Origin of the sequence: Sphingobium scionense (assembly GCF_014197035.1) — a bacterium.
Classification (GTDB): Bacteria; Pseudomonadota; Alphaproteobacteria; order Sphingomonadales; family Sphingomonadaceae; genus Sphingobium; species Sphingobium scionense.
In genome coordinates this window covers 48,656-62,001 of the sequence record NZ_JACIEU010000017.1, presented here as the reverse complement: position 1 = coordinate 62,001, position 13,346 = coordinate 48,656, and the positions used below count along the sequence as shown (strand labels likewise).

Here is a 13,346-nt window from a genome sequence, read left to right as displayed (position 1 = left end):
CGGAGCCGCCCGGTCGGCGCTTTCGAGCTTCATTTCTATCGCATGGTGAGTGTCGCAGCCGCAGTGCTTGTCGGCCTCATGTTTCTGGGAGCGCGCTGATGCGGTCTACCTCCAAATCCTCACCTTTGTCCCGCGTCACACGCTGGATTGCGGCCCTTGTCGGCGCCGGGATCGCCTCGACCACGCCTGTTGCGGCGCAGAGTGTCGCGCCTTCGGCCGCGCCGGTCGAATGGGTGCGCTACGCCGAGTTCGCGACAACCTCCATCACCGGTTGGCTCGAGGCGCACAACGAGCCGGTGACAGGTCTGCGCGCCTATCTCGATGCGACCCGACCCGCACCAGACGCGGCAACCGCGCCCCTGGTCATCAAGGTCTGGATCGAGCGCGACGGCAAAATCTCACGCATCGACTATCCTGCCTTCACCCATGCGGAGGCCAATGCCGATATGCAGGCGCTGATCGTCGGCCAGCAGCTCGCGGCCGCGCCGCCGCGCGACATGCTGCTGCCGCTCCGCATCGCCGTCCAGCTGGATGCGCCGGCATCAGCTCCAGCGCCTGCCGCAAGCGAGACGTCGCTTCCGCGGACATGACCCTTACTCTTCCCCTTTCCGGCTCGATCCGATCATGATGAAGCGGTGGCTCCACGGCCTTCGCTGGCAGCGCTCCCGCCGGTTCGAGAACGCGGTGTCGCTCGCAGTCGAAGAGCTTCTGCTTGAACATGGCGACGCAGCGTTGGATCAGGCCCGCCGCAAGGCACGTCCGCGCGACCAGCCCACCCGCCGAGAGGGACCTGAGAGGCGGCCTGACGTTGACGAAATGATGATGGGCGCAAAATTCTAAGCACAAATTGTCCATTAATATTTACCCACCCTCTCGAGGGTAGCGCAGGCTAGCGATTATTCAGTCGCCGCGGCCCCGGTCCCGACCGCCCCAGTTCATCCATCGGATTGCGTAGCGGACATTCCTCAAGCGACAGGCAGCCGCAGCCGATGCAGCTCACGATCTGGTCGCGAAGCTGAGTCAGCGACATGATCCGCTCGTTGAGCATGCCGGTCCAGGCATCGGTGAAATTCCGCCAGTCCCGCGCGGTTGGAACATGGTCGTGCGGCATATCGGCCAGCGCGTCCTTGATGATCGCCAGCGGGATGCCGGCACGCTGGGCAATGCGGATGATGGCGATCCGGCGCAGGACGGAGCGGTGATAACGGCGCTGGTTTCCTTCCGTGCGCCAGCCCGCGATCAGACCCTGCTTCTCGTAGAAATGAACCGTCGAAACGGGAACGCCGCTGCGGCGCGCCACTTCGCCAACGGACAGCGCCTGCGGCATCGCGGGAGACATAAATAGTCCTTGACCTCAACAAATGTTGAGGTTGTATGAGGCAGGTCGGCTTGTTCCGCAAGCATCCATTCCGTCCGAACTCGCGGACATAAACCGGAGCCGACATGAGCTTGATCGAGCGCACGAAAGCGCGCCTCCCACACATTCGCACCATCCTTGCAACGGTCTTCGCCCTTGCCCTTGTGCTGGGAGGCTTGTTCGTCTGGCGCATGCTCAAGGCGGGACAGGCGCAGGAGTGGCATCAAGCACCGCTGCCCGTGGCCGCCGTGCAACTGGAGCCAAGGAACGTTCCCCTGTCCCTGGAAGCGATCGGCACTCTCAGGGCCGTGCGCGAAGTCGAATTGTCAGCCGAAGTTGCCGGTCGCGTTTCGGTAATCCGGTTTGATTCGGGCGCAGAGGTCGGTGCCGGGGCCTTGCTTGTTCAGCTTTTCGACGGGCCGGAACGGGCGGACCGGGACGCGGCGCGGGCAAGGGCTGCCTTCGCGCGCATGCAGGTTGTGCGCTCGGAAGAGCTTGCACCGAGCGGCGCGGAACCGCGCGAACAGCTTGAAGAGCGCCGCGCGGAACGGGATCAGGCGCTTGCGGCGGTGCGCCAGCTCGACGCCCGGCTGATCCAGAAGCAGGTGCGCGCGCCCTTTGCCGGACAGATCGGCATCCGCCGCGTCAATCCCGGCCAGTATCTCAATCCCGGCGATCCGATCGCCACGCTGACCGACCTGTCGCGCCTTTATGTGGAATTCGCGCTGCCGCAGCAGAACCTCGGGATGATCAAGCCGGGCGCCACGGTCACGGTCGCGAGCGATGCCTATCCGCAGCGGACATTCACCGCGCGCGTGAACGCGGTCGAACCCCGGATCGGCGAGGACACGCGCAATATTGCCGTACAGGCGATCCTGCCCAACCCCGACCGGGTGCTTCGCCCCGGCATGTATGTCACCGCCTCGCTGGTGCTGCCGCCCCAAACAGGTGCGCTCGTCGTTCCGGCGACGGCTATCCAGACATCGGCGCAGGGCGACAGCGTGATCGTCATTCGCGGCAAGGATGCCCGGAAAGGCGGCAAGGCGGAGTTCGTTCCGGTCCGCACCGGACGACGAATCGGCAATGACATAGTGATCGAACGGGGCCTGAAGCCCGGCGATGTCGTGGTGACGGCAGGGCAGCTTCGCATCCAGCCCGGCGCGGACGTGACCGTGACCGCCCCCGCACGAGCTGGAGGCCGCTGATATGGCGTTCACCGACATCTTTATCCGTCGCCCCATCCTCGCGATCGTGGTCAGCCTGCTGATCCTGCTGGTGGGCGTCAGTGCGACGTTCAGCCTTCCGGTCCGGCAATATCCCCGGATGGAAAGCGCGACGATCACGATCGACACGGCGTTTCCCGGCGCGACGCAGGATGTGATGCAGGGTTTCGTCACCACGCCCATCGCCCAAGCCATCGCGACCGCCAGCGGCATCGAGTATATAACCTCGACATCGCTGCAAGGCAGCAGCCGGATCAGCGCGAAGCTGGTGCTCAATGCCGACGCGGACCGGGCGATGACGGAAATCCTCGCCAAGGTGCAGCAGGTCAAGTTCCGCCTGCCCACGGGCGTTACCGATCCCGTCATCACCAAGATCACCGACGGCGCTTCGGCGATCCAGTATATCTCCTTCATCAGCGACGATCTGCCGCCGCCGCAGCTGGTGGATTTCGCGACGCGCGTCGCCCAGCCGCTTCTGACCTCGGTCCGCGGTGTGGCATCCGCCCAGATCAGCGGCGGCGCGCCGCTGGCAATGCGCGTGTGGGTCGATCCGGTGAAGCTCGCCGCGCGCGGCCTGACGGCGGGCGATATCGCGGCCGCCTTGCGCGCCAACAATGTGCAGGCGTCCCCCGGAAAGCTGAAGGGCGAGAATACCGCGATCAACATCACCGCCGGCACCGACTTGCGGGATGTGGAATCCTTTCGCCGCATGGTCGTGAAGACCGGCAACAGCGGCGTCGTGCGGCTGGGGGATATCGCCACCGTGGAGCTTGGCGGCCAGAATTATGACGCTGCCGCGCAGGCCTCCGGCCGCCCCGGCGTGTCCATCGCCATTTCGCCGACGCCGGACGGAAACCCGCTGGAAATCGTCGCAGCGGTAAAGGCGCTGCTGCCGGAAATCCAGCGCGTCGCCCCGCCGGGGGTGGAGGTTGCCAATGATTTCGACGTCGCCCATTTCGTCAACGCCTCCATCGATGAGGTCGAGCGCACGTTGATCGAGGCAGTCCTGATCGTGGTTGTCGTGATCTTCCTGTTCCTCGGCTCTCTGCGCGCCGTCATCATCCCCATCGTCACCATTCCGCTTTCGCTGCTGGGCACGGCGGCGCTGATGCTGGCGTTCGGTTTCTCCTTCAACTTGCTGACGCTGCTGGCGATGGTCCTTGCCATCGGGCTGGTGGTCGATGACGCGATCGTCGTCGTCGAGAATATCCACCGGCATATCGAGGAAGGGCTGAAGCCGTTCGACGCCGCCCTGGTCGGCGCGCGGGAAATCGTCGGGCCGGTGATCGCGATGACGATCACGCTCGCCGCCGTCTATGCCCCGATCGGACTGATGGGCGGCCTGACAGGGGCGCTGTTCCGCGAATTCGCCTTCACGCTGGCAGGCTCCGTCATCGTCTCCGGCGTGGTCGCGCTGACTTTGTCGCCCATGATGAGCGGCAAACTGCTCCATTCGAAACTGGGCGAAGGCAGGCTGAGCCAGGCCATCGAGCGCAGCATGCACCGCCTCACTACCGGCTATTCCCGCCTGCTGGACCGGACGCTGGCGGCGCGGGCGGCCGTCCTGATCGTGGGCGTCGCCATGCTCGGCGCGATTGTGTTGCTGTTCACCGGCGCCCAGCGCGAACTCGCCCCGCCGGAGGACATGGGATATGTCTTCGTGCAGACCAAGGCGCCGCAATATGCCAACCTCGATTACACGCGGCGCTATAGCGATGAAGTCGAGCGCATCTTCCAGACCCTACCCGAGTTCAGGAGCAGCTGGTTCGGCTCGGGCGGCGATAACAACGCCAATGGCGGGTTCGGCGGCGTCGTGCTCAAGGACTGGGCGGAACGGGACCGTTCGGCCGACGACATTCAGGCGGAGCTGACCGCGCGCACGGCGGCGGTGACCGGCGTCTATGCGACCGCCTTTCAGGACAGTCCCTTGCCTGCGGGCAGCGGCGGCCTGCCGGTGCAGATGGTGATCCGCTCGGCGGACGATTTTCCGCAAATCTACCAGACGCTCGAAACCATCAAGGGCGCCGCCTGGGGCAGCGGACTGTTCGCCTTCGTGGACAGCGACCTCGCCTTCGACAGCCCCGAAGCGCACATCATCATCGACCGCGCGAAAGCGGGCGAAATGGGCGTCAGCATGTCCGAAGTCGCCGACACGCTGGCGATCCTCGTCGGCGAGAATTATGTGAACCGGTTCAACTGGCACGACCGCTCGTATGACGTGATCGCGCAGGTTCCGCAGAGCCACCGGCTCGCGCCCGACGATCTCGGCCGGTTCCAGGTGAGAACGGCGTCGGGCAGCCTCGTTCCGCTCGCCACCATCGCCAGCGTCGAAATACGCCCACAGCCTAACCGGCTGCCGCAGTTCAACCAGATGAACAGCGCCACGCTGTCGGCCGTGCTGCTGCCGGGCGTGACCATGGGACAGGCGGTGGACTTCCTGCAAAGCCAGACGCTGCCCGAGGGCACGAGCGTCGACTGGCTGTCGAACAGCCGGCAATATGTGCAGGAAGGCAACCGGCTGACCGTCTCCTTCGGCTTCGCGCTGGTGGTAATCTTCCTCGTGCTGGCGGCGCAGTTCGAGAGCTTCCGCGATCCGCTGGTGATCCTCGTCACTGTGCCGCTGGCGATATGCGGGGCGCTGGCGCCGCTCTATCTCGGCTATGCCACGCTCAACATCTACACCCAGATTGGGCTCGTCACGCTGATCGGGCTGATTTCCAAGCACGGCATCCTGATGGTGTCCTTCGCCAACGAGATGCAGCGGCATGAAGGCTGGAGCCGGGTCGAGGCGATCCGCCATGCCGCAGCGGTGCGGATGCGGCCGATCCTGATGACCACCGCGGCGATGGCCGCCGGCCTCGTGCCGCTGCTGTTCGCCGGGGGCGCCGGGGCGAACAGCCGCTTTGCCATCGGCATCGTCGTCGTCATGGGCCTGCTGGTGGGAACGCTGTTCACGCTGTTCGTGCTGCCCACAGTCTATTCCCTGCTGGCGGGCGATCACCGCCCGAAGGAGCCGACCGAAACCGGCGAATACCCGGCTGAAGGGGGTCTGGCCCATGCGTAAGTCCCGGCTCTCTCTTATCCTCTTGCCGCTGCTCGCTTCGGCTTGCGCGGCCGGCCCTGCCTATGCCCCCCCGCAGACCCCCGCTGCGTCGGCAGGGCCGTTCATCACGACGGCCGACGGCATCGATCGGGCTGGCGACCTGCCCGACGATTGGTGGCGGCTCTACCGCGATCCGGCGCTCGACAGCCTGATCGAGCAGGCCCTCGCGGCCAACACGGACCTGCGCGTCGCATCGGCCAATCTCGCCCGAGCGCGCGCGATCCTGCAGGAGGCACGCGCCGGACGGCTGCCATCCACCGAGGTATCGGGCGGCGTCAGCTATGGCGATTCCACGCAGGTCGGCGCGCCGGTCGGCAACGACGCGCAATGGTCGCAGAACGCCGGAGTCGCGCTGGCGTGGGAAGCCGATCTGTTCGGCCGGATCGGGCGCGCCATCGAGGCGGCCCGCGCCGATGCCGAAGCGGTCCAAGCCGCCCGCGATGCCGTGCGCGTGGCCGTCGCTGCGGAAACGACCCGCGCCTATCTGGATGCCTGCGCGGCGGCTTATGCCCTGTCCGTGGCGCAACAATCCTTGCAGACCAGCACCGACAGCCTGCGCCTCGTGACGGCGCAGGAGCACGCCGGATCAGCCAGCCGGCTCGACGTGGAACGGGCTACGGCGGCCGAGGCGACCGCCAAGGCAGCGCTTCCGGCGTTCGAAGGACAGCGGCAGGTCGCCTTGTTCGAACTGGCGGCCTTGCTCGGCACCACTCCGGACGATGTGCCGGAAACGGCGCGGCTCTGCGCGGTGCCGCCTGAACCCGCTGCCGCCGTTCCCATCGGAGACGGCGCGGCATTGCTGCGGCGAAGGCCCGATCTCAGGCAGGCCGAGCGCCAGCTTGCGGCCGATACGGCGAGGATCGGCGTGGCGACCGCCGACCTCTATCCCGTCATCAGCCTTGGCGGTTCCGGCACCTTCTTCCGCAACGACGTGGTGCGGGGAAGCGATTCCTTCAGCTTCTCGCTCGGCCCGCTGCTGTCGTGGCGGTTCCCCAACATGTCGGTCGCCCGCGCGCGGCTGCTTCAGGCGGAGGCGCGGGGCGCGGCATCGCTGGCCGCGTTCGACGGGAAGGTCATCACGGCGCTCAAGGAGGTCGAACAGGCCCTCGCCATCGTCGCGACCGAACAGCGTCGGCTGGCCGCGCTGCGCGAGGCGCAGGACCGATCGGCGCGGGCTTACGAGCTTGCCGACAGGCGCTATCGCGCCGGTTCGATCGGCTGGCTGGACGTGCTGGTTGCCCAGTCCGACCTGCTGGCCGCGCGAGCCTCCCACGCAGCGTCCCTGCGGCAATTGTCCCTGGCGCGGGTCGATTTGTTCAAGGCGCTCGGCGGCGGCTGGTCAATCGACGGCGCACATCTTTCCGAAAGGTCGGCAAAGTGAACAAGGCTCTTCCCCTGTTATCGACGATATTGGCGTGGCCGCTGGCGGCGTTTTTCCTGTTCGGGGCCTATGGCAACGCCTTCATCTCCGAAGAATATGCCGCCGCCTATGCGGCCTGGGGCTATCCGGACTGGTTCCATTACGTCACGGCCGCGCTGGAACTGACCGCCGGCATATTGCTGATACGGTCCGCCACCCGCGCGTTCGGCGCCGCGCTCGGAGCCGTGGTCATGGCGGCCGCGACGCTCACGACCTTGGTGAATGCGGATTACGGCCATGCTGTCGCGCCTGCCGTGGTGTTCGCAGTGTCGCTCGCCGTTCTCGGCCTTTCCCTCGCTTTGAGGCGGAATAGAAGCAGATGAGCGGCGAGGCTGCGGTCATCACACTGCCGTCGTCAATCCGGGTTAAGCCGGGGTGACCACTCTTCCCCATCTGATGCTTCATCGGCAAGCTGCCGAAGCGCGTCGTTACGCCTGAAGGACAATATAACGAAAACGGCGGCGATCGCGGCGACAATGCTGAAAGCAAACCCGCTGGAATATCCCGCCACCCCGGCAATGGCGGTGACAGTGGCGGAGGTTCCGATCTCACCCAGATCGCGGCTGCTTTGTACGACTGTCATGTCGGTCCCGGCTTGCCTTGCCCTTGCGGCGAAGCGCATTGCGAGGGTCATTGCGGCGACCGATGCGCCCCCGCTGCCAGCCGAACCCAGCAGGATGGCGACAAGAGCGATATGCCTTTCGACCGGCAGAATGGCTGATGCCTGCATGATCCAGAGGCATGCGCCTGCGCAGGACAGCCCAAGACTGAGCAGCAGGACGCGCGCGATGCCCATCCGGCGCACGAGCCACGCCCCTCCGCCGCATCCAACGACCACTGTCACGACCCCGCCGATCATGCCGATTTGGCCGATGGCTTCCAGCGCCCAGCCTCTATCGATCAGGAAGAGCTTGGACAAACCAAAGACGGAGCTCGCTGTTACGGCCGTCAGCAAGGCAATAGCCAGCACGGAAACTGCTCCCGGCCGCCGGACGAAGCGTGACAGACTGGCGTGTTCCGGCCTGGTGGTTGATTGCGCCGCTGGTGCCGGCTCCCGCCACAGGAGTATCAGCACAAGGCCCGAAAGGACGATCAGTGCCATGGCCGCCAATGCCGCTTGCCTGCCCAGCATTCCGGCGAGGATCAGGCACCCGGCGCCGCCGATGAAGAACCCGATCATGGTGCCGCCGACCTGCACCGCATTGGCGCGAACCAACATCGCGCCCTCGAAATTCTCGGCGCCAAGACCGTCGGTTGCCGTGTCCTGCGTCGCCGACGCCAGCGAGGCCAGCGCGAACAGTGCGATCGCAATGGGCGTGGTCGCTTCGCCGATACCCAGTATCGCCACCGCCGCGAGGCAGAGGAACACGGTCGCCTGCATCGGAATGATCCAGCTGCGCCGCTTGCCGATCCGTCTGGACCAGTGATTGTCGACGAAGGGCGCCCACAGGAATTTCACGATCCAGGGCAGGCCGACCAACGGCAGGAAGGCTATCCCTGTCAACGACACGCCATCCCGCCGCAGCAGCGTCGGCAACGTTTCCATGGCAAGTCCCAGCGGGATGCCCTGCGCGACATAGAGCGCGCCGACCGTCGCGAGAAGCCGATAATTGTGGAAATAGGAGGCGGCGTTCATCGAGCATGCCTTTTCGTTGGGCCTCGCTGCCACCAGAGCCATGGACCGGTTACGAGAAGGATCACGCACAGCGTGGCGGCGAGCAGATAGAGGCCAAGCATCACGGACCTGTCCCACAGGCCGGTGTGCAGGGATTTTGCAGCGATCATCAGCTTCATGAAGGCCGGAACAGGCCGTGCTGGAGCCATCACGCCGGACTGGCCGTCGAAACGCACGGTCACCGACTTGCCCCAGGGAGCGGCGTCGCGAACGAGGAGCATCACTGCCACCGGCTCGGCGCCGTGTCCGGGCATGATGCCCAGAAGCTCGGCACCCGGATGTGCGTTCAGCGCGGATTCCAGCATAGGCCGTAGCGGCGCCCGGGGGACGTCGGATATCGGTCGCGCCATTGCCGTGTTTGGTCGACCGGGCCGGCTGAATTCGCCGAGTGTCTTGAACCCGAGCAACAGGAAGCCGCTGCTCGCGGAGAGAAACAGAAAGATCATCACGACCAGCCCCGTCCATTTGTGCAGTCCGGCCAGGGGCGAGGGGCTATGCCAGGGCGCGCTCGTCAACGTCCGCAAACGTCGACGCATGATCGCAAACCCGCTGATCGCAAGCATGATGAGTGCGATGGCCGTCAGAAGCGCGATGGCCTTCCCGCCCAATCCGAGCAACAGGCTGTTATGAACGGCGAGCAGGATGTCCCGCGCCGCCGATCCGGCAGGCACCGGCGGAAATATCTGTCCCGATTGCGGATCGAGGGCGACGGTGAGGGGCTCGCCATCCGCCGCATGCACCGATGCCTGCCATGCATGACGGGGATCGGGTGCGGGGAGGATCAGGCCCAGTGAGGTATCGCCGTAGCGCGCCCGAAGCGCTGAAATCGCCACATCGACTCCGGCCAGAGTGGTAACGGGACGATCAAGCCGTGGTCCCGCGGCCGTTTCGGTCGCATGACAGATGAGCAGGCCAAGTCCCGTGACGGCCAGGAGCGCAAACGGCATGGCGCAGGCGAGCCCGATCCATCGGTGCAGCTTCCAGAGCAGGATGCGCGTTTTCATACTTCATGCGGACGCATGCGCGTGCCGCCGGCCGGGGTCAGGAACATCAGCCGTGAGGGCGCGCGCAGCAGGAGGCGGTGCCAGGTCCCACGCTCGACCACGCAGCTCTGTCCGCGCGCGAGCGGCAGCAGGATTTCGCCGCTTTCATCCTCGACGACGAGATCGATATCGCCTTCGACGAGATGCAGGATCTCGTCGCCGTCGGGATGCATTTCCCAGTTGTCCGGATGCAGGTCCTCGGGCCGTTTCGGTTCGCTCATGCCCAGAACGCGCGAGGCTTTCGCCCGATTGACCTGCCGCCAGGCGTCCGGCGAGCGCGGCAAGGCATCGGCACGGCCGTCGACATCGAGCCGGACGAGCGTGCCCAGCGGATCGAACAGGGTGACGCCCATGTCAGTAGCGCGCGCGGAGCGTGGCCATGACGCTGCGCGGCTCACCATACCAGTTGTTCCAGCTGGTGCCGCCGATCGACGCGAAATAGCGCTTGTCGAACAGGTTGTTGGCGTTGAGCCCGACGTCGATCCGTGGCGTGATGGCATAATCGGCGCGCAAATTGACCACGGCATAGCTGCCCTGCGTCATGCGAACGGCGCCCTGCTGGCTGTAGAAGCTGCTCTGCCAGTTGACCCCAGCGCCGAGTCCGAGCTTTCCGTCGAGCACGGGCGGTCGATAATGGGTCCACAGCTTCACCATATGTTTTGGCGTGAAGCTGGAGAACGGCTGGCCCTCGTTACCGCTGGGCACGCCGGTGGCGGTGCGGTCCCGCAGATTTTCGGTGTCGACATAAGTATAGCCGGCCTGGATGGACCAGCCCTCTGTCAGGTCGCCCTGGACCTCGGCATCGAAGCCTTTGCTCTCCACCTTGCCGTCGGCGATATAGGCGCATACCGATCCGGGCATGCAGGGATGATCGGGGTCGAGCTGTGCCCGGTTGTTCTGCCGGATACGGAAGGCGGCGAGCGATGCGTTGAGTTTTCCGCCGAACCATTCACCCTTGATGCCGGCCTCGATATTGCTGCCGGTCATCGGATCGAGCACCTCGCCGTCGTAAGTCAGGTTGTTCTGCGGTGTGAAGATCGAGGCATAGCTCGCATAAAGCGAGAAAGGGCCGCCCACCTTCCAGACGAGACCGCCATAAGGTGTGAACTCGCGGTTGATCCGGTATTTGCCGGTGGGCGTCTGCGGCCCGCCGATCGTGGCGCGGCGAACCGTCTCCGTACGCCACCAGCTGAGCCGCCCGCCCGCGATCAGCGTCAGGGGCTCGGCGAGACTCAGGCGAAGCACCGCATAGCCGCCATATTGGGTGGTATCCGTCGTCTGCTCGCCGCCCCAGCTTTGCGTCGTCGGCTCCGGCGTGGTGACGGGCGTGTCGGAGAAAAGGTCGACGGGCTGCATCAGCCCCGGCAGGTTGTAGGAAATCTGCCTGGTGTGGCCGTCCCAGTAATTGGCCCCGGCCAAAATCTGGTGTCGACGGCCGAGCAGGTCGAAGCCGCCCGAGACATAGCCGTCGAGATCGGTCTCGCGATTCCTGAAATCATAGGCCCCGCCATAAAGGATCGGTCCCATGCCGGTCGCACGATCCACCGCGCCCATCGCGCTGGCATAGGTCATGTCGCTGTCGCCGGAGATGCGGCTCACGGCGACCTTGGCTTCCCAGTCGCCGCCGAACTCATGGCGTAGCTCCGCGAACATCTGCACATTGTTCCAGTTGCGGCTCGACCAGGGCGCGCCGGGATAGCGCGAGCGCGGGATCGGAAGTTCGCCGCCATCCGTATAGCGCGGCACACCCATCAGCGTGCCGTCATCGGCGACGTCCTGCCATTTGATCGTGGCGGCCACCACCGTGCGCGGCGCGAGATTCCATTCGATTGTGCCATAGGCGAGATATTTGCGCCGATGGCCTTCATCGTAGAAATAGTCCCGATCCTCGAAGATGCCGACAAGGCGAGCGCGCAGATCGCCGGATGCGACCAGCGGAACGCTGATGTCGCCCTCCGCCCGATAATTGTTCCAGCTTCCGGCGCTCAGCGTCGCTTCCGCCGCGAAATCGCTGCCCGGGCGCTTGCGGACGAGATTGATCGTGCCCGAAGGGTTGCCGGTCCCCTGAAGAAGGCCGCTCGCGCCGCGCAGAAGCTCCACGCGATCATAGATCGCCATGTCCTCGGTGTTGACCGCCTCGTTCCAGCCCGAGGTCGGAATGCCGTCGAAGTTCAACGTATCGATGACGAAGCCGCGCGAATAATATGCCGTCCGCAACCGCGTGCCCGGCTGAACGGTAACGCCGGGCGCATTGGTCATCACGTCGTCGAGCGTGATAAGCCGCTGTTCGTCGAGCCGGTCGCGATCAATGATGCTAATCGTCTGCGGGGTCTCGGAAAGTGTCAAAGGCAGCTTGGTGCCCACGCCCACACCTTCGGCGAACGCGGCCGTGACGATGATCTCGTCGGTTTTCGAGTCTGTCTCTTCCGCCCGCGCGGTTCCGGCGGTGGCCCAGCCAATGGCGAGGCAAGCCACGCCCGCGGTCAATCGCACGATAATCTTCCGATCCACTCTTTGCCCGATCTTCGCTAATTACTCGCAATAGCGGAGCGAATAGGAGCTGAGTGGCGATCTGTCTTTCCGATCGCCGGACGGAAATTTCAGATTCCGGGCGGCTCGAGACCGGAACGGTTAAGGGTGCTCGGCAGGATACCGAAACGCTGTCGGAAGGCCGTGGTGAAATGCGGCAGCGTATAGCCGACCTGTTCTGCCGTCAGCGTGACGCTAAGCCCGGATTCGAGCAGCCGCCATGCCTCGCGCAGCCGAGCCTCGCGCAGATATTCCCCGATGCTTTGACCGAAGAGGCGCCGGAACCCGGCCGTCATCCGACGTACGTTCATGCCACAGTCGCGGGCCAGGCGATCCAGCCCCGGCATGTTGGCGGGGTCGCGGTTCAGGCGATCGCGTAATTCGTGCAGCCGCCTGACTTCGAGCGGCGTTGCCAGACTTACCGAGCTGTTGGTGGATGGTCGCGCCAGCGTGTCGAGCGCCAGTGCTGCCAGTTCGAGCGCCTTGCCGGCCAGGTGAAGCCTCCGGGCCACGCCCACATAGGGCGCGTTCAGAATTTGCTCCGCAATAGCCTGCATCGCGACGGGGCACGTCGCTCGATGATGGGCCATGCCCTCCGGCAGAAGAGCATCGGCATCACCGAGCAACTCGTCGGCAGCCTCTGCGTCCAGATGCAGGGTCAGATATTGCAGCGAGCTGAGGCTGGAGAAGCGATGGTGAAGCTGCCATTCGTGACGGCTGACAAACAAGTTCACGCTCGGGCCGGACTCGCTGGCGTGTGTCTGACCAGCAATTCCCACTTCGATCGCCCCTTTGAGCAATAAAGCCAGCTTGATCCCCGGGCGCAAATTCTCGATCGCCTCGGCTTCTTCCCTGAAGCTGCGGGAACCCGCGCCCACCGACAGCCCTCGCGCCGCATTGCACGACCAGAATGTCGGTGTGAGTGAACCCGCTTGCACAGTGTCGTGAAACCCCTTGCAACGCGTCATGTATACTATTGAGAATTAATTGCAATAT

At 65.1% G+C, this 13,346-nt stretch carries 12 protein-coding genes; 6 read left to right on the top strand and 6 right to left on the bottom strand.

Annotation, left to right across the window (positions count from 1 at the left end):
* The first annotated feature begins 98 nt into the window (after positions 1 to 98).
* Both GGQ90_RS19190 and GGQ90_RS29065 read left to right on the top strand, forming a co-directional pair.
* Positions 99 to 590 carry a hypothetical protein gene (locus GGQ90_RS19190; protein ID WP_015460394.1) on the top strand — a complete coding sequence of 164 codons (492 nt, stop codon included), beginning with the start codon at positions 99 to 101 and terminating at the stop codon, positions 588 to 590.
* Between the two features lie 34 nt (positions 591 to 624).
* Positions 625 to 840, top strand: coding sequence for a hypothetical protein (locus tag GGQ90_RS29065; RefSeq protein ID WP_041865002.1), 216 nt, complete (start codon positions 625 to 627; stop codon positions 838 to 840).
* 49 nt (positions 841 to 889) lie between these two features.
* On the opposite strand, the gene soxR is transcribed toward GGQ90_RS29065, so the two are convergent.
* Positions 890 to 1,339 (bottom strand): redox-sensitive transcriptional activator SoxR, encoded by a 450-nt coding sequence (gene soxR / locus GGQ90_RS19185; protein ID WP_015460392.1) that lies wholly within the window; start codon positions 1,337 to 1,339, stop codon positions 890 to 892.
* 104 nt (positions 1,340 to 1,443) lie between these two features.
* Here soxR and GGQ90_RS19180 point away from each other — a divergent pair, with 104 nt between their 5' ends.
* Genes GGQ90_RS19180 through GGQ90_RS19165 form a run of 4 tightly spaced genes read left to right on the top strand, consistent with a single transcriptional unit; the run spans position 1,444 to position 7,426 of the window.
* On the top strand, positions 1,444 to 2,562 hold the full coding sequence (locus GGQ90_RS19180; protein WP_070933756.1) for an efflux RND transporter periplasmic adaptor subunit: 1,119 nt from the start codon (positions 1,444 to 1,446) through the stop codon (positions 2,560 to 2,562).
* A gap of 1 nt (position 2,563) precedes the next feature.
* Positions 2,564 to 5,644, top strand: coding sequence for an efflux RND transporter permease subunit (locus GGQ90_RS19175; protein ID WP_188083569.1), 3,081 nt, complete (start codon positions 2,564 to 2,566; stop codon positions 5,642 to 5,644).
* Entirely contained in the window at positions 5,637 to 7,064 is a 1,428-nt protein-coding gene (locus tag GGQ90_RS19170) for an efflux transporter outer membrane subunit (RefSeq protein ID WP_188083568.1), read from the top strand. The genes GGQ90_RS19175 and GGQ90_RS19170 overlap by 8 nt, the downstream gene beginning before the upstream one ends.
* Positions 7,065 to 7,093: 29 nt before the next feature.
* Positions 7,094 to 7,426, top strand: coding sequence for a DoxX family protein (locus GGQ90_RS19165; protein ID WP_202192020.1), 333 nt, complete (start codon positions 7,094 to 7,096; stop codon positions 7,424 to 7,426).
* 32 nt (positions 7,427 to 7,458) lie between these two features.
* On the opposite strand, the gene GGQ90_RS19160 is transcribed toward GGQ90_RS19165, so the two are convergent.
* The 5 genes from GGQ90_RS19160 to GGQ90_RS19140 all read right to left on the bottom strand — a co-directional run bounded on the left by GGQ90_RS19160 (position 7,459) and on the right by GGQ90_RS19140 (position 13,318).
* Positions 7,459 to 8,739 (bottom strand): RhtX/FptX family siderophore transporter, encoded by a 1,281-nt coding sequence (locus tag GGQ90_RS19160; RefSeq protein WP_015460383.1) that lies wholly within the window; start codon positions 8,737 to 8,739, stop codon positions 7,459 to 7,461.
* On the bottom strand, positions 8,736 to 9,782 hold the full coding sequence (locus tag GGQ90_RS19155; RefSeq protein WP_015460384.1) for a PepSY-associated TM helix domain-containing protein: 1,047 nt from the start codon (positions 9,780 to 9,782) through the stop codon (positions 8,736 to 8,738). The genes GGQ90_RS19160 and GGQ90_RS19155 overlap by 4 nt, the downstream gene beginning before the upstream one ends.
* On the bottom strand, positions 9,779 to 10,174 hold the full coding sequence (locus GGQ90_RS19150; protein ID WP_015460385.1) for a cupin domain-containing protein: 396 nt from the start codon (positions 10,172 to 10,174) through the stop codon (positions 9,779 to 9,781). Before GGQ90_RS19150 ends, GGQ90_RS19155 begins: the two co-directional genes overlap by 4 nt.
* Before the next feature lies 1 nt (position 10,175).
* Positions 10,176 to 12,332: a TonB-dependent siderophore receptor gene (locus tag GGQ90_RS19145; RefSeq protein WP_223178347.1), complete on the bottom strand. Its 2,157-nt coding sequence runs from the start codon at positions 12,330 to 12,332 to the stop codon at positions 10,176 to 10,178.
* A gap of 89 nt (positions 12,333 to 12,421) precedes the next feature.
* On the bottom strand, positions 12,422 to 13,318 hold the full coding sequence (locus GGQ90_RS19140) for a helix-turn-helix transcriptional regulator (RefSeq protein ID WP_084653078.1): 897 nt from the start codon (positions 13,316 to 13,318) through the stop codon (positions 12,422 to 12,424).
* Positions 13,319 to 13,346 lie beyond the last annotated feature (28 nt).

Bases quoted from the DNA above. Each gene is read 5' to 3' on its own strand.
- GGQ90_RS19160 (WP_015460383.1), bottom strand. From the start codon at position 8,739: ATGAACGCCGCCTCCTATTTCCACAATTATCGGCTTCTCGCGACGGTC.
- GGQ90_RS19175 (WP_188083569.1), top strand. From the start codon at position 2,564: ATGGCGTTCACCGACATCTTTATCCGTCGCCCCATCCTCGCGATCGTG.
- GGQ90_RS19140 (WP_084653078.1), bottom strand. From the start codon at position 13,318: ATGACGCGTTGCAAGGGGTTTCACGACACTGTGCAAGCGGGTTCACTC.
- GGQ90_RS19150 (WP_015460385.1), bottom strand. From the start codon at position 10,174: ATGGGCGTCACCCTGTTCGATCCGCTGGGCACGCTCGTCCGGCTCGAT.
- GGQ90_RS19170 (WP_188083568.1), top strand. From the start codon at position 5,637: ATGCGTAAGTCCCGGCTCTCTCTTATCCTCTTGCCGCTGCTCGCTTCG.
- GGQ90_RS19180 (WP_070933756.1), top strand. From the start codon at position 1,444: ATGAGCTTGATCGAGCGCACGAAAGCGCGCCTCCCACACATTCGCACC.
- soxR (WP_015460392.1), bottom strand. From the start codon at position 1,339: ATGTCTCCCGCGATGCCGCAGGCGCTGTCCGTTGGCGAAGTGGCGCGC.
- GGQ90_RS19190 (WP_015460394.1), top strand. From the start codon at position 99: ATGCGGTCTACCTCCAAATCCTCACCTTTGTCCCGCGTCACACGCTGG.
- GGQ90_RS29065 (WP_041865002.1), top strand. From the start codon at position 625: ATGATGAAGCGGTGGCTCCACGGCCTTCGCTGGCAGCGCTCCCGCCGG.
- GGQ90_RS19155 (WP_015460384.1), bottom strand. From the start codon at position 9,782: ATGAAAACGCGCATCCTGCTCTGGAAGCTGCACCGATGGATCGGGCTC.